Source organism: Variovorax frigidus (genome assembly GCF_051216515.1).
In the GTDB taxonomy this organism is placed as follows: Bacteria; Pseudomonadota; Gammaproteobacteria; order Burkholderiales; family Burkholderiaceae_C; genus Variovorax.
The window spans coordinates 668,565-691,726 of the sequence record NZ_JBPJZF010000001.1 but is presented as its reverse complement, the minus strand read 5'-3'; the positions used below and the strand labels follow the sequence as shown (position 1 = coordinate 691,726).

The 23,162-nt window shown below is 67.8% G+C and carries 20 protein-coding genes and 1 pseudogene; 10 read left to right on the top strand and 11 right to left on the bottom strand.

Features of this window, described 5'->3' with window-relative positions:
• The first annotated feature begins 13 nt into the window (after positions 1 to 13).
• Complete coding sequence (glpD, locus tag ACSFBC_RS03210) at positions 14 to 1,567, top strand: glycerol-3-phosphate dehydrogenase (protein WP_435508852.1); 1,554 nt, start codon at positions 14 to 16, stop codon at positions 1,565 to 1,567.
• Here the strand turns inward: glpD and ACSFBC_RS03205 are convergent.
• The 5 genes from ACSFBC_RS03205 to ACSFBC_RS03185 all read right to left on the bottom strand — a co-directional run bounded on the left by ACSFBC_RS03205 (position 1,560) and on the right by ACSFBC_RS03185 (position 6,617).
• Positions 1,560 to 2,411, bottom strand: a complete 852-nt coding sequence (locus tag ACSFBC_RS03205; RefSeq protein WP_435508851.1) for an endonuclease/exonuclease/phosphatase family protein — start codon at positions 2,409 to 2,411, stop codon at positions 1,560 to 1,562. The two genes, glpD and ACSFBC_RS03205, sit on opposite strands and share 8 nt — an antisense overlap.
• Before the next feature lie 109 nt (positions 2,412 to 2,520).
• Positions 2,521 to 3,357: a carbohydrate ABC transporter permease gene (locus ACSFBC_RS03200; protein WP_435508850.1), complete on the bottom strand. Its 837-nt coding sequence runs from the start codon at positions 3,355 to 3,357 to the stop codon at positions 2,521 to 2,523.
• Entirely contained in the window at positions 3,354 to 4,256 is a 903-nt protein-coding gene (locus ACSFBC_RS03195; RefSeq protein WP_435508849.1) for a carbohydrate ABC transporter permease, read from the bottom strand. The genes ACSFBC_RS03200 and ACSFBC_RS03195 overlap by 4 nt, the downstream gene beginning before the upstream one ends.
• Complete coding sequence (locus ACSFBC_RS03190) at positions 4,253 to 5,542, bottom strand: ABC transporter substrate-binding protein (RefSeq protein ID WP_435508848.1); 1,290 nt, start codon at positions 5,540 to 5,542, stop codon at positions 4,253 to 4,255. Before ACSFBC_RS03190 ends, ACSFBC_RS03195 begins: the two co-directional genes overlap by 4 nt.
• Before the next feature lie 46 nt (positions 5,543 to 5,588).
• On the bottom strand, positions 5,589 to 6,617 hold the full coding sequence (locus ACSFBC_RS03185; RefSeq protein WP_435508847.1) for an ABC transporter ATP-binding protein: 1,029 nt from the start codon (positions 6,615 to 6,617) through the stop codon (positions 5,589 to 5,591).
• A gap of 130 nt (positions 6,618 to 6,747) precedes the next feature.
• On the opposite strand from ACSFBC_RS03185, the gene phbB reads away from it, so the two are divergent.
• Both phbB and ACSFBC_RS03175 read left to right on the top strand, forming a co-directional pair.
• Complete coding sequence (gene phbB / locus ACSFBC_RS03180) at positions 6,748 to 7,485, top strand: acetoacetyl-CoA reductase (protein WP_435508846.1); 738 nt, start codon at positions 6,748 to 6,750, stop codon at positions 7,483 to 7,485.
• A 158-nt stretch (positions 7,486 to 7,643) separates the two neighbouring features.
• Positions 7,644 to 9,335, top strand: a complete 1,692-nt coding sequence (locus ACSFBC_RS03175; protein ID WP_435508845.1) for a cation:proton antiporter domain-containing protein — start codon at positions 7,644 to 7,646, stop codon at positions 9,333 to 9,335.
• A gap of 21 nt (positions 9,336 to 9,356) precedes the next feature.
• On the opposite strand, the gene ACSFBC_RS03170 is transcribed toward ACSFBC_RS03175, so the two are convergent.
• A complete protein-coding gene (locus tag ACSFBC_RS03170; RefSeq protein WP_435508844.1) occupies positions 9,357 to 9,761 on the bottom strand; it encodes a hypothetical protein in 405 nt (134 codons plus the stop codon).
• Between the two features lie 253 nt (positions 9,762 to 10,014).
• On the opposite strand from ACSFBC_RS03170, the gene ACSFBC_RS03165 reads away from it, so the two are divergent.
• The 5 genes from ACSFBC_RS03165 (at position 10,015) to dusA (ending at position 14,687) form a co-directional block, all read left to right on the top strand.
• Entirely contained in the window at positions 10,015 to 10,227 is a 213-nt protein-coding gene (locus ACSFBC_RS03165; RefSeq protein ID WP_435508843.1) for a hypothetical protein, read from the top strand.
• A 290-nt stretch (positions 10,228 to 10,517) separates the two neighbouring features.
• On the top strand, positions 10,518 to 11,918 hold the full coding sequence (locus tag ACSFBC_RS03160; protein WP_435508842.1) for a serine hydrolase domain-containing protein: 1,401 nt from the start codon (positions 10,518 to 10,520) through the stop codon (positions 11,916 to 11,918).
• Between the two features lie 4 nt (positions 11,919 to 11,922).
• Positions 11,923 to 13,230, top strand: coding sequence for a serine hydrolase domain-containing protein (locus tag ACSFBC_RS03155; RefSeq protein ID WP_435508841.1), 1,308 nt, complete (start codon positions 11,923 to 11,925; stop codon positions 13,228 to 13,230).
• Positions 13,231 to 13,352: 122 nt separating this feature from the next.
• A complete protein-coding gene (locus ACSFBC_RS03150) occupies positions 13,353 to 13,544 on the top strand; it encodes a hypothetical protein (protein WP_435508840.1) in 192 nt (63 codons plus the stop codon).
• A 198-nt stretch (positions 13,545 to 13,742) separates the two neighbouring features.
• Positions 13,743 to 14,687: a tRNA dihydrouridine(20/20a) synthase DusA gene (dusA, locus tag ACSFBC_RS03145; protein WP_435509257.1), complete on the top strand. Its 945-nt coding sequence runs from the start codon at positions 13,743 to 13,745 to the stop codon at positions 14,685 to 14,687.
• Positions 14,688 to 14,702: 15 nt separating this feature from the next.
• Here dusA and ACSFBC_RS03140 read toward each other — a convergent pair whose 3' ends face one another.
• From ACSFBC_RS03140 to ACSFBC_RS03120, 5 genes are all read right to left on the bottom strand, one after another.
• Entirely contained in the window at positions 14,703 to 15,638 is a 936-nt protein-coding gene (locus tag ACSFBC_RS03140) for a hydroxymethylglutaryl-CoA lyase (protein WP_435508839.1), read from the bottom strand.
• 20 nt (positions 15,639 to 15,658) lie between these two features.
• On the bottom strand, positions 15,659 to 16,633 hold the full coding sequence (locus ACSFBC_RS03135; protein WP_435508838.1) for a Bug family tripartite tricarboxylate transporter substrate binding protein: 975 nt from the start codon (positions 16,631 to 16,633) through the stop codon (positions 15,659 to 15,661).
• Between the two features lie 78 nt (positions 16,634 to 16,711).
• Entirely contained in the window at positions 16,712 to 17,932 is a 1,221-nt protein-coding gene (locus ACSFBC_RS03130; protein ID WP_435508837.1) for a CaiB/BaiF CoA transferase family protein, read from the bottom strand.
• A gap of 94 nt (positions 17,933 to 18,026) precedes the next feature.
• Positions 18,027 to 18,926 carry a LysR family transcriptional regulator gene (locus tag ACSFBC_RS03125; RefSeq protein WP_435508836.1) on the bottom strand — a complete coding sequence of 300 codons (900 nt, stop codon included), beginning with the start codon at positions 18,924 to 18,926 and terminating at the stop codon, positions 18,027 to 18,029.
• Between the two features lie 13 nt (positions 18,927 to 18,939).
• Positions 18,940 to 20,400, bottom strand: coding sequence for a short-chain fatty acyl-CoA regulator family protein (locus ACSFBC_RS03120; protein ID WP_435508835.1), 1,461 nt, complete (start codon positions 20,398 to 20,400; stop codon positions 18,940 to 18,942).
• 119 nt (positions 20,401 to 20,519) lie between these two features.
• On the opposite strand from ACSFBC_RS03120, the gene scpA reads away from it, so the two are divergent.
• A complete protein-coding gene (scpA, locus tag ACSFBC_RS03115; RefSeq protein WP_435508834.1) occupies positions 20,520 to 22,661 on the top strand; it encodes a methylmalonyl-CoA mutase in 2,142 nt (713 codons plus the stop codon).
• Positions 22,662 to 22,717: 56 nt separating this feature from the next.
• Positions 22,718 to 22,927: pseudogene (locus ACSFBC_RS03110) on the top strand (GIY-YIG nuclease family protein); the annotation flags it as partial.
• Between the last annotated feature and the right edge of the window lie 235 nt (positions 22,928 to 23,162).

Sequence of the window (23,162 nt, the reverse complement as noted above, 5' to 3'; positions counted from 1 at the left end):
ATAAGGAATCGAAATGGACAAATACGAAGCGCCTGTGGGTGATCTGCGCTGCGACGTGCTGGTGGTCGGCGGCGGCATCAACGGCTGCGGCATCGCGCGCGACCTGGCGGGCCGCGGCTACCAGGTGGTGCTGTGCGAGAAGGACGACCTGGCCTCGCACACCTCGTCGTCGTCGACCAAGCTGATCCACGGCGGCCTGCGCTACCTCGAGTACTACGAGTTCTCGCTGGTGCGCAAGGCGCTGCAGGAGCGCGAGGTGCTGCTCAAGAGCGCGCCGCACATCATGTGGCCGCTGCGCTTCGTGATGCCGCACGACCCGTCGATGCGGCCGGCCTGGATGATCCGCATCGGCCTGTTCATGTACGACCACCTGGCCAAGCGCGAGGTGCTGCCGGGTTCGCGTTCGGTCGACCTGCGCCGCCACGCGGCCGGCCAGCCGCTCAAGCCGCAGTACAAGCGCGGCTTCGTGTATTCCGACGGCTGGGTCGACGATGCGCGGCTGGTGGTGCTCAACGCCATTGACGCCCGCGCGCGCGGTGCGCAGATCCTCACGCGCACCTGCTGCACCCGCGTGCAGCGCGACGAGAGCGGCTGGACCGCCACGCTCGAAGGTCCCGAGGGCGTGCGCAGCGTGCGTGCCCGCGCCGTGGTCAATGCGGCCGGCCCCTGGGCCGAGTCCTTCCTGCGCGGCACGGCCAAAGCCGCGAAGGGCGAGGCGCTCGCGACCAAGAGCCTGCGGCTGGTCAAGGGCAGCCACATCATCGTGCCGCGCGTGTTCGCGCACGACCATGCCTACATCTTTCAAAACCCCGACAAGCGGATCATCTTCGCGATCCCCTACCAGGACGACTACACGTTGATCGGCACCACCGACGTCGAGGTCGGCGCCGACGACGCCGGCGCGTCACGCATCTCGACCGAGGAGATCGAGTATCTGTGCGAACAGGCCAGCCGCTACTTCGAGAAGCCGGTTGTGCCGGCCGACGTGGTGTGGACCTATTCCGGTGTGCGCCCGCTGCTCGACGACGCCTCGGGCGACCCGTCGGCGGTCACGCGCGACTACCTGCTCGAAGCCAACACCACGGCAGCGCCGCTGCTGTCGGTGTGGGGCGGGAAGATCACCACCTTCCGCAAGCTGGCCGAGGATGCGGCCGACGAGGTGGGCCGCATGCTCGGCGACCCGCGGCCGGCCTGGACCGGCGGCGCCTACCTGGCCGGCGGCGACCTGTCGGGCTGGATCGGTGCGCCCCAGCGTCCCGACACCGACTTCGAGCGCTTCGTCGCGGCTGTGCAGGCGCGCCATGGCTGGCTGCCCGCGCCGCTGGCCCGCCGCCTGGCGCATGCCTACGGCGCGCGCATCGCCAACCTGCTGGGCGATGCGGCCTCGATGGCCGACCTGGGCGAGGAAGTGGCGCCCGGCCTGCATGCGCGCGAGCTGCGCTACCTGCAGGCCGAGGAGTGGGTGACGACGGCCGACGATGCGCTGTGGCGCCGTTCCAAGCTGGGCCTGCGCTACACGCCGGAACAGCGCGAGCGTGTCGCGCAGTGGCTGCAGCGCCTCAACTGAACTCGACGACCACCGGCTGGTGGTCCGACGCCTGCGTGACGCCGTCGACTTCGATGCGGCGCACGCGCGGCGCCAGGCTTTCGCTCACGAAGACGAAATCGCAGGCCACGGGCTCGGGCCCGTAGGTGCGGTCGAACAGGCGGAAGGTCGGCGCATGCGGCGTGCCGCCATGGCGCAGGCGCCACGCGTCCTGCAGTTGCTGCGCGCCGCCGGTGCCGAAGCCTTCCTGGATCGCCGCGTACTCGGGCTCGGTCGGCTCGAGATTGAAGTGGCCACACAGCACTGCGTGACCGGTGTGCACCTTGGTCTGGAAGGGCGAGCGGCTGTCGTCGGCCAGCGGCGGCGCTGCCGCGTGGGCGCAGGCCTCGATGTGCAGCGCGCGCAGCGCAAGTGCCTGCGCCATGCGCTGCGGCTTCGAGTAGTACTCGAGGTGCGTGGTCATCACGCGCACCGGCCCGAGCACCGGGCTTTGCAGCGTCACGACCGTGCACATGCGCGGCATGCTGCGCACGCCGGCATCGGCCGGCCAGGGCAGCGCATGGTGCTGCACCTGCGCGACCGGCAGCCGCGTGGCGATCAGGTTGCCGAAGCGCATGCGTCGCCCCGCGGCATCGAACTCGTCGACCGCGGCACCGAAGAAGAGCTGGAAGCCGGGCAGCAGCGCCTGCAGTTCGGCCGGCTGGTCGCCCGGACCGCCCGGCATGTCGGCATAGCCCTGCGAGATCTCCTGCAGGCACAGCACGTCGAAGTCGGCCATGGCGCGCGCGCCCTCGACGATGCGCCGCGGGCTCACGGCGCCGTCGAGGCCGCGGCACCATTGGGTGTTCCACGTCACAAGCTTCATCTGAATTCTTTCGTGAGACACCGCGGAACCGGCTTCGCCGGGCCGCCGGTGTCGCCCCCGGAGAGGGGGTTGGCGAAGCGACACGCAGTGCGCGGAGACTGGGGGTGAGTCATTTAATGCCTGCGCGCATGAAGCTCTGGACGAACTGGCGCTGAAAAAGAAGGAAGGCGATCAGCAGCGGCGCCGAGGTCATCAGCGTCGCGGCCGTGATGATCGACCAGTCGATGCCCTGGTCGACCGAGGAGAAGACCTGCAGCCCGACCGTGAGCGGCCGCGCCTTGACGCTGTTGGTCACGATCAGCGGCCAGAGGAAGTTGTTCCAGTGGTAGCTCACCGACACCAGCCCGAAGGCCACGTAGATCGGCCTGGCCAGCGGCACGTAGACGCGCCAGAGGATCTGCAGCGCGCTCGCGCCTTCCATGCGTGCGGCCTCGTCGAGTTCCTTCGGGATGCCCATGAAGGTCTGGCGCAGCAGGAAGATGGCCAGCGCCGAGGCGAAGTAGGGCAGGCCGATGGCGAACAGGCTGTCGATCAGGCCCAGACTGGCCATGGTGCGGTAGTTCTCGACCAGCAGCAGGTCGGGCATGACGGTGAGCTGCACCAGCACCAGCGAGAAGACGATGTCGCGGCCGCGGAACGCGTAGCGCGCAAAGGCATAGGCCGCCATGGTGCTGAGCACCAGCTGCGCCGCGAGGATCATCACCACCAGCAGCGTGGTGTTGAGGAAGTAGCGCGCGAAAGGCGCGGCCTCCCAGGCGCGCGCGAAGTTGTCCAGCGTGAGCGGCGCGTTCCAGACGAAGCGCGCCGCGTACTCGGGCGCATGGAAGGCGGTCCACACGGTGTAGATCAGCGGCAGCACCCAGGCCAGCGCGAGCAGCCAGGCGGCCAGCGTGTCGAGCCGGGTCGGCGCGTTGTACGCGAGCCGTTGCGAGGGCGCGGCCTTCATCGGTAGTGCACCTTGCGGTCGAGCACGAAGAACTGCAGCAGTGTCACGCCGACCAGCGCCACGATGATGACCATGGTGAGCGCCGAGGCATAGCCGGTGTCCCAGAAATTGAAGCCGACCTCGTACAGGTGGTAGAGCAGCAGCGTCGAGGCGTTGTCAGGGCCGCCGCGCGTGAGCACGAACAGATGGTCGACCATGCGGAAGGCGTTGATCACGCAGTTGATCAGCACGAACAGCGTGGTGGGCATCAAGAGCGGCCACTGCACGCGCCGGAAGAAGTACCAGCGCGACGCGCCCTCGATCGCGGCCGCTTCGCGCAGGCTCGGGTTGAGCGACTGCAGCGCGGCCAGGTAGAAGATCATGAAAAAGCCGGCTTCCTTCCACACCGCCACCAGCGTGACCGCACCGAGCGCGGTGCTCGGGCTGCCCAGCCAGTTGTGCGAGCCGAAGCCCAGCGCGCCGCTGACCTGCTCGAGCAGGCCGTACTGCGGCGTGTAGAAGAACAGCCAGATGTTGGCCACCGCGATCATCGGCAGCACGGTGGGCGTGAAGTACGCCATGCGCAGGAAGGCACGGCCCGCGATGCGCTCGTTGACCCACAGCGCCATCGCGAGCGCGAGCCCGATCGACAACGGAATGGTCGCGCCCGCGAACCACAGGTTGTTGACCAGCGCCTTCCAGAACACCGGGTCGTCGAGCATGACCTGGTAGTTCTCCATTCCCACCCACACCGCCGGCCGGCCGCCCTTGGGCGTGGACTGGAAGCTGTGCCACAGCGTGCCGATCACCGGCCAGTGGGTGAAGACCAGCAGGATCAGCGACGCGGGGAGCAGCAGCAGCCAGGCCTGCACGGCGGTGTGGCTGCCGCGGTGGACGGAAGGGCTGCCGCGCGTGCTCACTTGTAGTTTCGGAGGATGCGGTCGGCTTCCTTCTGCGCGTCCTGCATCGCCTGGGCCGGCGTCTTGGTGCCGGTCAGCGCCGCCTGCAGGCCGTCGTTCAGGGCCTTGGTCACGCGCTGGTTCTCATGCGTGGAGAACTCGGCCACCGACACCGGCAACTGGTCGCGCGCCACCAGCGCGGCCGGGAAATCCTGGCCGTACTTCTTGAGCGTGGGCGTGTCGTAGGCGGCCTGCGACACGGCGACGTAGCCGGTCTCCATGCTCCATTGGGCCGCGCGCTCGGGCTGCGTCACCCACTTGGCGAACTTGAAGGCGGCTTCCTGCTGCGCGGGCGTCGACTTCTTGAAGATGTAGAAGTTGCCGCCGCCCGTGGGCGAGCCCTTGCGCTTGTTGCCCGGGATCATGCCGACGCCGAAATCGAACTTGGCGTTGGCCTTGATGTTGGTCAGGTTGCCGGTGGTCGTGTAGATGATGGCGGCCTTCTTCTCGAAGAAGTCCTTGGGCGTGGTGCCCCACTCGACGACGCCCGGCGGGTGGATGCCGGCCTTGCCCAGGTCGACCCAGAACTGCAGCGCCTCGATCACCTTCGGATCGTCGAACTTGACCTGCGTGCCGGCCTCGTTGGCGAGGAGGGTGTCGTTGGGCGTGGTCAGCGTCTGGAACAGCCAGTAGGGGAAGCCGCTCGACGGGATCTGCACGCCGTACTGCGTGGTCTTGCCGCCGGCGTCCTTCTTCGTGAGCCTGGTCGCGACGTCCTTGAGCTCGGCCCAGGTCGTGGGCGCCTTGTTCGGGTCGAGGCCGGCTTCCTTGAACAGGTCCTTGTTCCAGTACATCACGACCGTCGAGCGCTGGAACGGAATGCCCCAGGTCTTGCCGCCGGTCTGGCTGTTGGCCATGAAGGCCTTGTAGAAGCTGCCCATCCAGGCCTTGTCTTCGGCGGTCTTGGCGAAGTCGTCGAAGGGCACGATGGCGTCCTCGTCGATCAGCGTGAACATGTCGGTCGACAGCAGCACCGAGGTGACCGGCGGCGTGCCCGACTTGTGGGCCGTGAGTGCCTTGACGATGGTCTCTTGATAGGTGCCGGCATAGATCGGCGTGACCTTGATGCCCGGGTGCTCCTTCATGAAGCCGGCCGCGAAGCCGTCGATGGTCTTGGCGATCGGGCCGCCGACCGCAACCGGGTAGTAGAACTGCAGGTCGACCGGTGCTTGGGCCTGCGCGATGCCGGCGAGGCTGGTGAACAGGGCCGTGGCCGCCAGGGCCTTGACGAAGGTGTTGCGTTGCATGGGGACTTCTCCTCGAAATGAAATGGTTGATGGGGGGCGCTGCGCGTCAGTGCGCCGTTTCGGTGCGCCGGCCCGCCGCATCGAAGCCGTGGGCCTCATCCGGTGCCCACCGCAGGCCGACCTGGTCGCCCGGGGCCGCCACGTGCTGGCCCGCGGCGCGCACCAGCAGCGTCTCGCGGCCGACCGCGCAGCGCAGCACCAAGTCGGCGCCCAGGTACTCGACGCTGCGCACCACGGCGGGGATGCCTCGCGCGTCGAGCGTGATCGCCTCGGGCCGCACGCCCAGCATGGCGGCGTGCACGCCCGATGCGGCCTCGCTGCCCGCGATGCGCCCGTCGGCCTCGAGCGCGACCAGGTTCATGGGTGGCGTGCCGATGAAGCGCGCCGCGAAAGTGGTGGCCGGCTGCGCATAGAGCGTGCGCGGCGTGCCGGCCTGCTCGACACGGCCCTGGTGCAGCAGCACGACCTGATCGGCCATGCTCATCGCCTCGGTCTGGTCGTGCGTGACGTAGACCACGGTCAGGCCCAGCTTCTGCTGGAGTTCGCGCAGTTCGCGGCGCATGTCCTGGCGCAGTTGCGCGTCGAGGTTGGACAGCGGCTCGTCCATCAGGCAGACCTTGGCCTGCGCGACCAGCGCACGGCCCAGCGCCACGCGCTGCTGCTGGCCGCCCGAGAGCTGGCCGGGCTTGCGGTCGAGCAGCGCGCTCAGGCCCAGCAGCTCGGCCGCCTCGCGCAGCCGGCGTGCGCTCTCGGCGGCGGGCACCTTGCGCACCGACAGGCCGAAGCCGATGTTCTCGCCGACGCTCAGATGGGGGAAGAGGGCGTAGTTCTGGAACACCATCGCGATGCCGCGCTGGGCCGGCGGGAGGTCCGTGACGTCACGGCCATCGATCAGCACCTGACCGACGCTGGCGGTCTCGAGGCCGGCAATGATGCGCAGGGTGGTGGATTTGCCGCAGCCCGAGGGGCCGAGGAGGACGCAGAAGGAGCCGGATTGAATCTGCAGATCGACAGCATGCAGGGCCGTGCTGTCGCCCCAGGATTTGGCGACGCCGTTCAGGGCGATGGAAGACATGTCGCAGTGTAGGAATGAACTGTGACAAGTGTGTTGCCTCTCTGCTCAGTGTTTTCCTAGGAGGGAGGGCATGCGAAACTTCGCTACAGTGATCTCGCCTGTCCGGGCTTCGTATATCTAAGGAAAATTCATGAGCAAGAAAGTCGCTTACGTCACCGGTGGCATGGGAGGCATCGGAACCGCCATCTGCCAACGCCTGCACAAGGACGGTTTCACGGTCATCGCGGGCTGCGGCCCCACACGCGACTTCAGCAAGTGGCTCAACGAGCAGAAGGCGCTGGGCTACGAGTTCCACGCATCGGTCGGCAATGTCGGCGACTGGAATTCGACGGTCGATGCCTTCGGCAAATCGAAGGCCGAACACGGCAGCATCGACGTGCTGGTCAACAACGCCGGCATCACGCGCGATCGCATGTTCCTCAAGATGACGCCCGAGGACTGGAGTGCGGTGATCGAGACCAACCTCAACAGCATGTTCAACGTCACCAAGCAGGTGGTGGGCGACATGGTCGAGAAGGGCTGGGGCCGCATCATCAACATCAGCTCGGTCAACGGCGCCAAGGGCCAGGCCGGCCAGACCAACTACTCGGCCGCGAAGGCCGGCATGCACGGCTTCACGATGGCGCTGGCGCAGGAGCTCGCGGCCAAGGGCGTGACCGTCAACACCGTGAGCCCGGGCTACATCGGCACCGACATGGTCAAGGCCATCCGCCAGGAAGTGCTCGACAAGATCGTCGCGACGATTCCGGTCAAGCGCCTGGGCGAGCCCAGCGAGATCGCGTCGATCATCTCGTGGCTGGCGACCGACGAAGGCGGCTATTCCACCGGCGCCGATTTTTCGGTCAACGGCGGCCTGCACATGCACTGAGCGCTGCGCGCGCCGGCAGAAAAAGAGACCCGCTTCGGCGGGTTTTTTCATGGGTGTCATGCAGCGGCGGGAGCGTGGACGCTACAGTCGCAGCAACGCCCTGCGCCTGTTCATCGCGCAAGCTTCTCCAGCGAATTCCAGCAAGCGACACCCACCGGATGCCCCACAGCGTTTCATTGATCAACACCATCGCCGCAGGGCTGGGCCTGGCGCTCATCCTCGGCTTCCTGGCGGCGCGCGTGCGCCTGCCGGCGCTGGTCGGCTACCTGCTGGCGGGTGTGATCATCGGACCGTTCACGCCCGGCTTCGTGGCCGATGCCGAGATCGCCGCGCAGTTGGCCGAGATCGGCGTGATGCTGCTGATGTTCGGCGTGGGGTTGCATTTCTCGCTCGACGATCTGCTGGCGGTGCGCAAGATCGCGGTGCCCGGCGCGCTGGTGCAGATCGGCGTGGCCACGCTGATGGGCGGCGCATTGGCCACCTGGTGGGGCTGGGACCTGGGTGGCGCACTGGTCTTCGGGCTGGCGCTCTCGGTGGCCAGCACCGTCGTGCTGTTGCGCGCGCTCGAGAGCCTGGGCCTGCTCGACTCCTACACCGGCCGCATCGCGGTCGGCTGGCTGGTGGTGGAAGACCTGGCGATGGTGCTGGTGCTCGTGCTGCTGCCGCCGTTGGCCAGCACGCTGGGCGGGGCTGCCGATGGTGCCGACGCCGGCGCGATCTGGACCACGCTGGGCATCACGCTGCTGCAGGTCGGCGGCTTCGTGGCGTTGATGCTGGTGGTCGGCCGTCGCGTGTTCCCCTGGATCCTCTGGCAGGTGGCGCGCACCAATTCGCGCGAGCTCTTCACGCTGTGCGTGGTGGCCGCGGCGGTGAGCATCGCCTTCGCATCGGCCGCGCTGTTCGGCGTGTCCTTCGCGCTGGGCGCCTTCTTCGCCGGCATGGTGATGCGCGAGTCGGAGTTCAGCCAGCGCGCGGCCGAGGAATCGCTTCCGCTGCGCGACGCCTTCGCGGTGCTGTTCTTCGTGTCGGTCGGCATGCTGTTCGACCCGTCGGTGCTGATCGACCGGCCGTTGCAGGTGCTGGCCGTGGTGCTCGTGATCGTGGTGGGCAAGTCGATCGCGGCCTGCGTGCTGGTGCTGGCCTTCCGCTACCCGTTGAACACCGCGCTCACGGTGAGCGCGAGCCTGGCGCAGATCGGCGAGTTCTCCTTCATCCTGGTCGGCCTGGGCGTCGCGCTCAAGCTGCTGCCGCCAGAGGGCCAGAGCCTGATCCTGGCCGGCGCGCTGATTTCCATCGCGACCAACCCGCTGTGGTTCAGCCTGATCGCGCCGCTGCAGAAATGGCTGCGCGCGCATTCGTCCTTCGCGCGTTCGCTCGACGCGCGCGACGACCCGCTGGCCGAACTGCCCACCACCACCGAGGCACGCTACCTGTCGCGCCAGGTGGTGCTGGTCGGCTACGGCCGCGTGGGCCGGCGCATCGCCGCGGCGCTGACCGTGCACCACATTCCCTTCGTGGTGGCCGAGCAGAACCGCGAACTGGTCGAAAAGCTGCGTGCCGAAGGCGTGGCCGCGGTGTGGGGTGATGCGGCCGAGCCGGCGGTGTTGATCCAGGCGCACATCGCGCGGGCCCGTGTGCTGGTGGTGGCCACCCCCGATGCCATGAACGTGCGCCAGATGATCGAGACCGCACGCACCCTCAACCCGGCCATCGAGACCGTCGTGCGCAGCCACAACGAAGACGAGGCGCGGTTGCTCACGCAGGAGGACGCGGTGACGGTGTTCCTGGGTGAAGAAGAACTCGCCCAAGCGATGGCGCGTGACGTCGTTCGCCGGGCCGTGCCGGCCTGAACCCGCTGGCCGATCCGTCGATCAGAGGTCTTCGATCACCAGCATCCGGTAGCGCTGCGCGATGGCGTACGGCACGGTGCGCACCACCTCCATCAGCCGCTCGGCCGTTTCCTCGTCCTTGGTCTCGACCAGCAGGGCTGTATGGCCTTCGCGTGCCAGCTTGGTGTAGGCCCGCACGGTGGCGCCCTCGGTGCCGGCCGAGGGCAGGGGATTGTCGGCGTCGGACGTGGTCGGCGTGATTTGCGACAGCACCACTTCGGGCGGGATCAGGTAGATCGCGTCAGCGTCGAAGCCATGGTCGCGCAACTTCTGGCCCACGTGCCTGGCATCGTCCGCATTCGGGAACATCACCATGGAATGACCGGTGGGGTAGAAGGCACCGCCGATGGCGGCGGTCATGTGGGATTCAAGCGCAAAGTTCTTCATGGTGGGGCCTCTTCAGTCACGGCGCTGGGCCGAAACCATCAGCCTAGAAGGCCTGCTGCGCAGCAGGTGTAGGAGAAGCGTGAAAGCGCGTGAAGCCGCCAGGCCTGCCGCTGAGCGCTGCATTGGCGCATGACGAGGGCATGGGCTATTACAAAAGAAGACGTTTGTCATGAATCGTGACTTTGTGCCCTGGCAAAGTGGCCGGCCTTGCATAGCATCGGGCGTGCCGTCGATCACTCCCTCCCTTTCGTTCATGTCGCCCCTGCGAAACATCGCACTGACCGTTCACGAGCTCGAGGAAGGGGAGTTCCATTGGGTGCTGGTGGAAGCGCCCGGCGTCGATGAGACGCTTCCCTACTTGCCGCTCGATGCCTCCGACGATGCCTACGACAACTACAGCGCTGCGCTTGTCGCGGGACTGGCGGCCATGCGGCGGCTGTTCGGCAAGGAGGGGCCGCGCGGCTGAGGCCGAGGTCGGCCGTTAGCGGCGGCGAAGGGTGCCGCGCGCGGTGGGCCGGATGTGAACGGGTTAACGCGCATGCCGCGCGGCGGTGAATGTTGCCTGGCTCTGTGACAATCTGTATTCCGCCCCTAGCCAGAGGAATGCAGATGACGAGGTCGCGACCTGTTCCCCTTTCCGCCACGGTCCTGTTGCTGTGTACCGTCACGCTGGCGTCTTGTGGCGGAGGAGGGGGTGGTGGAAACGGCGGCGAGACGACCGCCCCTGTGGGCGCCGCGTTGCCGGCCCCCGCGGCCATGATCGCGCGCGCCAAGGCGCTCGAACTCGACACCGCCTATGTCCCGCCACCCGGCGATGTGCTCGAGTTCCACACTTCGGGCTATGCGAAGACCATGTGCTCCGCGGCCTTCATCACCGGCCTGAATCCGGATGTCGCCGTCGAGAACGTGGGTTTCTTTGCCGGCCCCTATGCCTGGCGCCAGGCCGTGGGCAAGCCGGTCTTCGATTACGCGAAAAAGGAAGTCCGCATCACCATGCCCAACAGCAGGGTGATCACGGCCCGCTACCACGGTTCGCAGGGCTGCATCACGTTGCCGTCCGGGCGCGACGACGTGCTCTTCACGCCGGCGACCGTGCAAAGCGCGCTGCCCAGCGCCGACAGCCTGCCCTGGCCCATGGGCGACGTGCTGCCCACCGACCCGGTGGTCGGCCTCGACACCGCCAAGCTGACCCAGGCGGTGGACGCGGCCTTCGCGGCGCCGGAGGCCTACACGGCAGCCTTCGTGGTCACGCACAAGGGGCGCATCGTGGGCGAGCGCTACATGCCGGGCATCAAGCCGACCACGCCGCTCGAATCCTGGTCGATGGGCAAGAGCGTGGTGGGCACGCTGATGGGAGTGCTGATCAAGCAGGGTGTCTACACCCTCGACCAGCCGGCACCGATCCCCGAATGGCAGACGGCCGGGGACCCGCGACAGAAGATCCGGATCTCCGACATCCTGCACATGTCGAGCGGGCTGCGCATCAAGGCGCCCGAGGACCCGGACTTCGACCCCCAGGGCACCTACCCCGACCACACCTACTTCTACACCGGGCGCATCAACATCTTCAACTACGCGGCGACCCGGCCGCAGCAATGGCCGCCCAACACCGTGGGTCGCTACCGCAACACCGACCCCGTGCTCGCGAGCTACCTGGTGCGCCTCGCGGTCGAGAAGCGCGGCGAGGCGTACCTGTCGTTCCCGCAGCGCGCGCTGTTCGACAAGATCGGCATCCGCTCGATGGTCATGGAGACCGATCCCTACGGCAACTTCATGACGCAGGGCTACGAGTTCATGGCGGCGCGCGACTGGTCGCGCCTGGGCAACCTGTACCTGCAGGACGGCGTGTGGAACGGCGAGCGCATCCTGCCCGAGGGCTACGTGAATTTCGTCAGCACGCTGGCGCCCGCCTGGGCCGCCGACAAGCGACCCATCTACGGCGGCTTCTTCTGGCTCAACGGCTCGGGCCAGTACCCGGTGCCGACCTCGGCCTACTACATGCTGGGCGCGGGCGGCCAGATCACGCTGATCGTTCCGTCGCACGACCTGGTCGTGGTCCGCATGGGCTTCGACCGCGGCGCCACACCGTCGGAGACCTCGCTGCGAAAAGCACTCACGCTGCTGATGGAAGCCGTGCCGCGTTCCAGTGGGAAATGACGACATGCATCACGGTTCTCCTCTTCACCCGCCGCGCGTGCTGCGCCTGGCTTTTTCGGTGCTGATGGTCGGCACGGCGCTGCTGCTGGCGTCCTGCGGCGGTGGTGGAGGCGGCGGCACCGAAGCGCCGGCGCCGAATCCGCCTGCGAACCCCGGCACCGGAAACGGCTATCCCCATGCCGCGGAGCCGATCGGCACGGTGCGCCAGATGTACGACGGCGTGCTCTCGCCCGACCTGGCCGTCACCACCTACCGCAACATCGACCGGCTGTTCCCGACCCGGACGATCGAGGCGGGCGGCACGCCTTATCCGTTGCCCACGGCCACGACCCAGCTGACGCAGCTGCGCTTCGTGGCCGGCGCCCGAGACTACGGGCTCGACGAATTCTTCGCCGCGAGCCGCGTGGCCGGCCTGCTGATCCTCAAGGACGGCAAGATCGCCCACGAGAGCTACCGGTACGGCAACACGCAGAAGACGCGCTGGATGTCGATGTCCGTTGCCAAGTCGGTCACCTCGACCCTGATCGGCGCGGCCGTGCAGGACGGCCTGATCGCAAGCATCGACGACCCGGTGGTCAAGTACGTGCCACGGCTCAAGGGCAGCGCCTACGACGGCGCGACCGTGCGCGACGTGATGATGATGGCCTCGGGCGCACGCTGGAACGAGGCCTACACCGATCCGACCTCCGACCGCCGCCAGATGCTCGAGGCACAGATCGGCCAGACGCCCGGGGCGCAGATGACCCTGATGAGCAAGCTGCCCCGCGCGGCCACACCCGGCACGGTCAACAACTACAGCACCGGCGAGACGCAGGTGGCCGGCGAGATCGTCTACAACGCGGTGAAGAAGCCGCTGGCGCTGTACCTGTCCGAGAAGATCTGGTCGCGCATGGGCATGGAGGCGCCGGCGAACTGGTGGCTGGATTCCCCCAACGGCGTGGAGATCGGCGGCAGCGGCATCAGCGCGACGCTGCGCGACTACGGCCGCTTCGGCCTGTTCATGATGAACGACGGCGTGATCGACGGGCAACGCATTTTGCCGCCTGGCTGGGTGGCCGAAGCGGGCTCACGCAAGGTGCTGAGCGGCGGTACGCCGCTGGCCTACGGCTATCTCTGGTGGATCCCCGGCGGGCGCTCGGGCGACGACGGCGCCTTCTACGGCACGGGCATCATGGGCCAATACCTCTACATCAACCGCAAGGAGAAGGTCGTGATCGTCGTGTGGGGTGCGCAGCCGCAGCCGACGGGGGCGGGGCTGCCGATGGTGCCGTTCTTCGATGCGGTCGTGGGGGCGTTGCAGGGGGTGAAGTAGGAGGCTTTTTCAGCTTCGCGTTTCCCCTGACGATCCGCGCCTGATGCCCGCCTAGAGTGGCGGTTTCATGGACGTCTTCAGGCGGAACTTTCGGTTCGGCCGCCATCCTCTCGAGCGTATTGATGATCAGCGACTTTGCACGCTCTGCATGGGCGCGGTGGTGGAGCGGAAGGCGGCTCGACTGCCTTGTGGCCGCAGTGATCCTGACGGTGGTCGCGTGCTTCGCGATCCATGAGAGTTGCGCGACCGAGGATGGGCATTCGCTGCGCTGCCTGCTGTATGCCTTCGGGATCCAGCAACTGCCAGTGAAGTGAAGCGCTGCGGGCGGGGCGACCGGCCCGAATGTCCCGTGCGACGGGGGCGCGGGCGGTAAACAGGGAAAATGGCGCCTTCGAGCGAATCCGTGCTCCGCGCCAAGGTGTGCGCCTGGTGCTGGGAGTGTTCGCCTGTCCGACAAAGAAACCATGCCCTTGAATCCCACGCTTCGCGCCGATCGCCTGTCCATCGCCCCCATGATGGACTGGACCGACCGCCATTGCCGCTACTTCCACCGCCTGCTGACCCGCCACGCGCTGCTCTACACCGAGATGGTCACCACCGGCGCGCTGATACACGGCGACGTGCCGCGCCACCTGCGCTTCAACGCCGAGGAGCATCCGGTGGCCCTGCAGCTGGGCGGCAGCGAGCCGGCCGACCTGGCGCATTGCGCCAGGCTGGGCCAGGACTGGGGCTACGACGAGATCAACATCAACTGCGGCTGCCCCAGCGAGCGTGTGCAGCGCGGCGCCTTCGGGGCGTGCCTGATGAACGAGCCGCAGCTGGTGGCCGATTGCGTGAAGGCCATGGTCGACGTCGTCGACGTGCCGGTCACGGTCAAGCACCGCATCGGCATCGACAAGATCGAAAGCTACGACTTCGTGCGCGACTTCGTCGGCACGGTCAGCGAGGCGGGCTGCCAGACCTTCATCGTGCATGCGCGCAATGCCTGGCTCAAGGGCCTGTCGCCCAAGCAGAACCGCGAGATCCCGCCGCTGCGCTACGAGCTCGTGCACCGGCTCAAACACGACTTTCCGGCGTTGCGTTTCTCGATCAACGGTGGCATCGCCCAGACCGTGCAGGTGCACGAGCAACTGCGCCTGCTCGACGGCGTGATGGTCGGCCGCGAGGCGTACCACAACCCCTGGTGGCTGGCCGAATGGGACGCGGCTTTTTTCGGTGACGCGCCGCGCGAGATCGACCGCGAGGACATCGAGCGGCAGATGTGCGACTACATGGTGCGCGAGGCGGCCGAGCACGGCACGCCCTGGTCGAACATCGCGCGCCACATGCTGGGCCTGCGCAACGGACTGCCGGGTGCGCGGCGCTGGCGCCAGGTGTGGAGCGACCACAAGCAGAAGGGGCGGCCCCCGCACGAGGTGATGGCGCTGGCGCACGAGCCGGTCGAACAGCCGGCCTGACGCCCGGCTTGGGCCTCAGGCGGGCTGCAGTGCCGCGGGGGCCCGGAAAGTCTTGGGGATGCCCGCCGCCGCCACGCCGCTTCGCATCGGCTCGTCCGGCAAGGCTTCGCGCAGCAACGCGCGTGCAGCCAGCAGGGCCGGCAGGTCGATGCCCGTGCGATGGCCCATGGACTCCAGCATGAACACCAGATCCTCCGTCACGATGTTGCCCGAAGCGCCCGGTGCGAAGGGGCAGCCGCCGAGGCCGGCCAGGCAGCTGTCGAAGTCGTAAATACCTTGTTCCAGCCCCGCCAGCGCATTCGCCAGGCCCAACCCCAGCGTGTCGTGCAGGTGCAGTTTGGTCAGGCGCGCGCCGATGGCGTCCTGCACGGCGCGCACGGTGTCGCGCACCAGCGCAGGGTGGGCGTAGCCGACGGTGTCGGCCAGGGCCACGCGGTCCACGCCGGTGGCAGCAAGTGCCGCGGCCACCTGCACCACGCGCTCGCGCGACACCACGCCTTCCATCGAACAGCCGAAGGCGGTGGCAGCGGCGGCGTCGATGCGCATGGGGCGCGACTGTGCGCGCGCCCAGTCGACGATGCTGCGCACCATCTCCACTTGCGCGTCCGTGCCCTTGTTGACGTTGGCATGGCTGTGCGTGTCGCTCACCGAGATCGGGATGGCCAGCACATGCGCGCCGGCCTCGTGCGCGGCGATCGCGCCCTTCAGATTGCAGGCCAGCGCGCAGACCGTCAGGCCCTCGATGGCGAGCGCGCCGCGCACCACCTCGCCGGTGTCGGCCATCTGCGGGATCATGCGCGGCGACACGAAGCTGCCGACCTCGATTTCCTTCAGGCCGGCCGCGGCCAGCTGGGCGATCCAGCGCAGCTTGGTGTCGGTGGCCATGCGGCCGTGGGCCATTTGAAGGCCGTCGCGTGGCCCGACTTCGCATACGTTGACGGTGGGGGTCATGGGGAAGGTTCCTGCGGTGGTCACTCGATCTTGATGCGGGCGGCCGCGATGATCTCGCGCGACTTCTGGATGTCGGCCTTGATCAGCGCGGCGAACTCTTCCGGCGAGCTCGGCGCGGCGTCGAAGCCCTGCGCCTGCAAGGCGGTCTTCACATCGGGGCGGACCAGGATCTTGTTGATGTCGGCGTTCAACCGCGCGACCAGTGGTGCCGGGATACCGGCCGGGCCCATCACGCCGTAGAAGCTGATGGCGTTGAAGTCCTTGTAGCCGAACTCCGCCACGGTGGGCACCTCGGGCAGGCTCGCGTTGCGCTTGGCCGAGGTCACGGCCAGCGCGCGCACCTTGCCCGCATGGATCAGCGTGGCGGCCGACGAGATCGACGAGCCGGCGAAGCTCAGGTGGCCGCCCATCAGGTCGGCGAGCGCCGGGCTCGAGCCCTTGTACGGCACGTGCTGCAACTTGCAGCCGGCGGTGATCTGCAGCAGCTCCATCGCGATGTGCACGCCGCCGCCGGTGCCCGAGGTGCCGTAGGTCAGCTTGTCGGGGTCGGCCTTGGCGGCCTTGATCAGGTCGGCCAAGGTCTTGAACGGCGAGTTGTCGTGGACGAGGATCACCAGCGGCGTGACGGCCGCCAGCGCGATCGGCGTCAGGTCCTTGATCGGGTCGTAGGCCGTCTTCATCAGCAATGGAATCAGCGAGATGTTGTCGGACTGCGCGATCACCAGTTCGTAGCCGTCGGGCTTGGCCCTGGCCGCCTCCGCCAGCCCCAGCGCGGTGCCGGCACCGGGCCGGTTGTCGGGCACCACCGACCAGCCGTTCATCTCCGACAGCTTGGTGCTCAGCAGCCGGCCCGTGAAGTCGGTGCCGCCGCCCGGCGTGGACGGGATGATCAGGCGGATCGGCTTCGCGGGCCAGGCCTGGGCCCAGGCGGGCAGGGCGCTCAGGCCGCCGGCGGTGCCGGCCAGAGCCATGAGGTTGAAGTGGCGTCGTTTCATCTTGTGTCTCCTGTCGTCTTTTGGAATTCGTTTTTCTTCACCGTCGCATGCACCGCTGCTTCGAAGGGCGCTGCGCGGCTACACCGCCACCACGCCCCGACTCACCAGCTGTGCGATGCGCGCCGCGTCCAGGCCGAGGCCGTGCAGGATGTCGTGGGTCTGTGCGCCGATGGGTTGGGGGTCGAGCCGCTTGCCGACCTTCTGGCCGTCGAACTCGATGGGCAGCGCCGCGGCCGTCACCTGCTGGCCGTCGGGCATGGTGGTGGCGATCAGCGCGCCGCCTGCATGCAGGTGCGGGTCGTCCAGCAGGTCGTGCGGTTGGCGGATCGGGCCGTAGGACAGGCCCGAGGCCTCCAGCGCGGCGCACAGTTCGACGGTCTTCCAATCCTTGAGGATCTCGGCCACGGCGGGCACCAGCCAGGGCCGCGCGGCTTCGCGGTCGATGGCGGAGAACAGCCGCTGGTCGTCCGCCCAGCCGGGCGGCAGGAAGTCGCGGCAGAAGGTGCGCCAATTGGCGTCGCTCACCACGGCCACGAACACGCGCCCGTCCTGGGTGTCGAAGATGTCATACACGCCCCACGGTGGCGTGCGCTTGTCGCCCATGGGAATGGGCGGCGTGCCGGTCAGCTGGTATTGCGCGATGAATTGCGCCACCAGCAGCAGGTTGTTCTCGAACAGGCCGGCGCGCACGTGGCGGCCCCGGCCGGTGCGATGGCGGTCGTTGAGCGCGGCCAGCGCGCCCACGACACCGAAGGTGCCGCCCAGGATGTCGTTGACCGAGGGCGCGACGCGCTGCGGCGCGCCGGTGCCGCCGTTGATGTAGGCCATGCCGCCCATCATCTGCACCACCTCGTCGAGCGCGGTGCGCTGCTTGTACGGCCCCGACAGAAACCCCTTGAGCGAGACGTAGATGAGGCCGGGGTTCTCGGCCGACAGCGAGGCGTAGTCCAGCCCGTATTGCGTCAGGCTGTCGTCGCGGAAGTTCTCCACCAGCATGTCGCAGCCCAGGGCCAGCTGGCGCACCAGCGCCTGGCCTTCGGCCGACTTGAGGTCGACCGCCAGGCTCTGCTTGTTGCGGCTGAACACCGGGAAGTAGCCGATGCCCGAGCCCTTGAGGCGCCGCGTGCGGTCGCCGTCCAGCGGCTCGACCTTGATCACCTCGGCGCCCAGGTCGGCCAGCACGAGGCCTGCCGCCGGGCCCATGATCATGTGCGAAAGCTCAAGCACCTTGATGCCGCGCAGCGGCAGGTCGTTGTCGGGCAGGAAGTTCGGGTTGTCTGGCGGGAGGGTTGCAGTCATCCGGGGATGATCCGCCGCCACCTCGATTCGCCAAAGTGGTGCTTCGGCACCGTTGCACTCTCGTTCGAAGAGGGCTGGGTAAACCCCGTGGCCGCTAATCCGTGACCGCGGCGCTGGCGCGCAGGTGGTCGACGAAGGCTCGCGCGGCCATCGGCAGCGTGTCGAGGTCGCGCACGGCGATGAAGCTGCGCGGCTGGGCCCAGTCGTCCGACAGCGGCACGAAGCGCAGGTCCAGCGTCTTCTTCTCGGCCGCCAAATACAGCGGCGCCACGCCCACGCCCATGCCGCGCGCGACCAGGGTGCAGATGGTCTCGAAGGAGCTGACGCGCGCCCGCACCGTGCGCGAGGTCCGCGCCTCGCGCGCAGCGTCGTCGAACACGTGGCTGATGCCGCTGTCGCGCGTGAGCTCCACCAGGTCGTCGCCCAGCAGTTGCGCATAGCGCAGCCGTTGCGCGCCCGCCAGCGCATGGCCGCCGGGCAGCACCGCCGCCAGCGCATAGCGCCGGTAGGGGAAGACATGCAGGCCTTCGTGGCTGGCGAACTCCGAGGCCACGCCCACGTCGGCCAGGCCTTCGCGCACGCGGCGGTAGATGACCGGCGTGGTGCGCTCCTCCACGTCGATCTCGATCTGCGGGCGCTCGGCGCGGAACTTCATGATGTCGGCCGGCAGGTCGCCCGATAGCGAGGTCACGCTGGCCAGCACCTTGATCAGGCCGCGCACGCCGTCGACATAGCCGGCCATCTCGCGCTGCATGCGGTCCATGCCTTGCAGGAGCGCGCGCGCGTGGTGGGCCAGCGCCTCGCCGGCAGGCGTGGGGTGCACGCCCTTGACGCTGCGGTCCAGCAGCGGCACGCGCAGCTCGGACTCCATCTCGGAGATGCGCTTGCTGACGGCCGAGGGCACGATGTTCTCGCGCGCCGCGGCGCGGGCGATGCTGCCTTCCTCCAGCGTGGCGAGGAAGAGGCGGATGGAAACGGGGTCGAGGTCACGCATGGCGGGCCGCCTTTCACATGCCGGAGGCATAGGGCGCGAAGCCGCGCTGGTTCTCGTCGATCTGCAACGTGCGGCCTAGCGGCGGAAAGGCGCGCTGGGCGCAGTCGGCGCGGTCGCAGACCTTGCAGCCGGCGCCGATCAGGGTGGCGGCGTCGGGGTCGATCAGGTTGACGCCCTTGGCATAGACCAGACGATCGGCATAGCGCGCGTCGCAGCCCAGCGCCACCGCGAACATGCGCTTGGGCGTGCCATAGCCGCTGCGCCGGTGCTCCACGGTGCGGGCAATCCACAGGTAGGTGCGGCCATCGGGCATGCGCGACAGCTGCGTGAGGATCGCGCCGGGTTGCGAAAAGGCCTCGTAGACGTTCCAGAGCGGACAGGTGCCGCCGTGGCGCGAAAAATGGAAGTCGGCCGTCGATTGCCGCTTCGAGACATTGCCCGCGCGATCGACCCGCACGAAGAAGAAGGGGATGCCCTGGCCCGGCGCGTGACGCATGGTCGACAGCCGATGCTCGATGGTCTCGAAGCCGACGCCGAAACGGTCGCTCAGCAGTTCGAGGTCGTACCGCAGCGCATGGGCCGCCTCCTGGAACAGGCGGTTGGGCAGCACCAGCGCGCCGGCGAAGTGGTTGGCAAAGCCGAGCCGTGCCAGGCTCCGGGCCTGCGAGCTGGTGAAGGATTCGGCCGTCGTGAATGCGTCGATGCGGGCGCCCATCTCGAGGAAGGCGAGCTGCACGCCGAGCTGGAAAGCCTGTTGCCCCGCGTCCATGTCGGTCGCCAACGACAGCGTGCCGGTGGCCGCGTCGTAGCTGCGAAGTGCATGGTCCGAGGTGCGGCCGGCCGTGTCCTGGCGCTCCTGGATGCGCACCTGCACGCCGTGCCGCTGGAGCAGCCGCTCCAGCAGGCGGGCGCGCAGCTCGACGGCGCTGACCGTGCCGGGCGGCAGTCCGGCCATCAGGGTGGCATGGAGCTCCTCGGCCAGCTCGTCCAGCACGGCCATGTGGTGGTGGCGCGCATAGAAGAACTCGCGCACTTCCTCATAAGGCTGGAGGCGGGCCGCAGGGTCGCCGGCCAGCCGGTCGCCGTCGGCCCCGGCGGCGATGGAGGACAGTTGCTCTTCCACGGCGCGCGAGCGCTTGTGCAGGTTGAGCAGCACCCGCGTGACCGCGGGCAGCTGCGAGGCCACGACCTTGGCTTCGGCCAGCGGCACCGCGTTGGCCTCCGAGCCGTCAGCAAACACGGGCTGCAGTTCGCTCAGGCGCCGGGCATTCTCGTCATCCGAAAACAGCTGCAGGTCGATACCATGGGCTGCCTGCAGCCGCAGAAGCACGGGCACGGTCAGGGGGCGCTGATCGTTCTCGATCTGGTTGAGGTAACTTGGCGAGATCTTGAGCGAAGCGGCCAGTGCGGCCTGCGTCAGTCCCTGCTGTTCCCGCAACGTCTTGAGCCGGACGCCCATGTAAGCCTTGGTCATCTTCGCAAACCTTGCAAATTTACAGGGGCCATTGTTGACATTCCTTGGCCTCTGCCGTTGTTGATCGCCCCTATTTTTGCGAAGATTGCAACGTTATGACAGATTCGATTGAGAAAAACATGAGCAACGCCGCGGATTTGGAATCCTGGAACAAGGCAGCCGCCAAGTCCGCCCCCGGGGGCGACGTGAGCGCGCTGAACTGGCGCACCCCCGATGGCATCACGGTCAAGGCGCTCTACACCGCAGCCGATCTGGTGGGCCTCAAGTACACCGACACGCTGCCGGGCTTCGAGCCGTACCTGCGTGGCCCGCAGGCCACGATGTATGCGGTGCGCCCCTGGACCATCCGCCAGTACGCCGGCTTCTCCACTGCGGAAGAGTCGAACGCCTTCTACCGCAAGGCATTGGCCGCGGGCGGGCAGGGCGTGAGCGTGGCCTTCGACCTAGCGACCCACCGCGGCTACGACAGCGACCATCCGCGCGTGACCGGCGACGTGGGCAAGGCCGGCGTGGCGATCGATTCGGTCGAGGACATGAAGATCCTGTTCGACCAGATTCCGCTGGACAAGGTGAGCGTGTCCATGACCATGAACGGCGCTGTGCTGCCGGTGCTGGCGGGCTACGTGGTCGCGGCCGAAGAGCAGGGCGTGGCGCAGGACCAGTTGAGCGGAACCATCCAGAACGACATCCTCAAGGAGTTCATGGTCCGCAACACCTACATCTTCCCGCCCGCGCCGAGCATGCGCATCATCGGCGACATCATCGAGTACACGGCGCAGAAGATGCCCAAGTTCAACTCGATCTCGATCAGCGGCTACCACATGCAGGAAGCCGGCGCCAACCAGGCGCTCGAGCTCGCCTTCACGCTGGCCGACGGCAAGGAATACGTGAAGACCGCGCTGGCCAAGGGCCTGGACGTCGACGGCTTCGCCGGGCGCCTGAGCTTCTTCTGGGCCATCGGCATGAACTTCTACCTCGAAGTCGCCAAGATGCGCGCCGCGCGCCTGCTGTGGTGCCGGATCATGAAGGAGTTCAACCCGAAGAACCCCAAGAGCCTGATGCTGCGCACGCACTGCCAGACCTCGGGCTGGTCGCTGACCGAGCAGGACCCCTACAACAACGTGGTGCGCACCACCATCGAGGCCATGGCCGCGGTGTTCGGCGGCACGCAGTCGCTGCACACCAACGCCCTGGACGAAGCCATCGCGCTGCCCACCGAATTCAGCTCGCGCATCGCGCGCAACACGCAGCTGATCATCCAGGAAGAGACCCACATCACCAGCGTGATCGACCCCTGGGCCGGCAGCTACATGATGGAGAAGCTCACGCAGGACATGGCCGATGCGGCCTGGACCATCATCGAGGAGGTCGAGGCCATGGGCGGCATGACCAAGGCGGTCGACAGCGGCTGGGCCAAGCTCAAGATCGAGGCCGCCGCGGCCGACAAGCAGGCCCGCATCGACTCGGGCCGCGACGTGATCGTGGGCGTGAACAAGTACAAGCTCAAGACCGAGGACGCGATCGACAGCCTGTCGATCGACAACGTGAAGGTGCGCGACGGACAGATCGCCAAGCTGCAGGCCATCCGCGCCACGCGCGACACCGCCAAGACCCAGGCCGCGCTCGATGCACTCACGGCAGCCGCCGAAAGCGGCGAGGGCAACCTGCTCGCGCTGAGCATCGACGCGGTGCGGCTGCGCGCCACGGTCGGCGAGATCAGCGACGCGCTGGAAAAGGTCTATGGCCGCCACCGCGCCGACACGCAGAAGGTGACGGGCGTCTACGCCGCGGCCTACGACTCGGCCGAAGGCTGGGAGGCGCTGCAGAACGAGATCGCCGCCTTCGCCGAAGCCCAGGGCCGCCGCCCGCGCGTGATGATCTCCAAGCTGGGCCAGGACGGCCACGACCGCGGTGCCAAGGTGGTGGCCACGGCCTTCGCCGACCTGGGCTTCGACGTCGACATGGGGCCGTTGTTCCAGACGCCGGAAGAGTGCGCGCGCCAGGCGATCGAGAACGACGTGCATGCAGTCGGCGTGAGCACGCTCGCGGCCGGCCACAAGACACTCGTGCCGGCGATCATCGCGGAGCTCAAGAAGCAGGGCGCGGACGACATCATCGTGTTCGTCGGCGGCGTGATCCCGCGCGGCGACTACGAGATGCTCTACGAGGCGGGCGTGAAGGGCATCTACGGCCCGGGCACGCCGATTCCGGCCAGTGCGAAGGATGTGCTGGAGCAGATTCGCGCTGCGGTCGCAGGCTGAGGCGTGTCTATATCCGATCAACCGTTCGGGCTGCGCTTGTCGAAGCCGTCCACCACGTGAAGCCCTTCCACGTCTACCTCCTGCGCTGCTCGGACGGTTCCTACTACGTCGGCCAGACCGACGACTTGGAAAGCCGCATGCAGCAGCACGGCGACGGGCTCATCGGCTACACAGCGACCCGCAAGCCCGTCGAGTTGCTGTGGCAGGGCGAATTCGAAACGCGTGAAGGCGCCATCGCTTTCGAGCGACAGATCAAGGGATGGTCGCGTGCGAAGAAGGAAGCGCTGATGCGAGGGGACTGGGAAGGTGTCAGGGAACTGGCGAAGTCGCGGTCTGCGGGTGCTGTGGATGTTGTTCCCGATGTCGCAGCGCCCATGTCTCCCGTGCTCGATGCCTCGGTGCCCATGTCCCCTGTGACCGATGCCTCGGTGCCCATGTCCCCTCTGACCGATGCGTCGGTGCCCATGTCCCCCGTGCCCGATGCCTTGGCGTCGCTCCCCC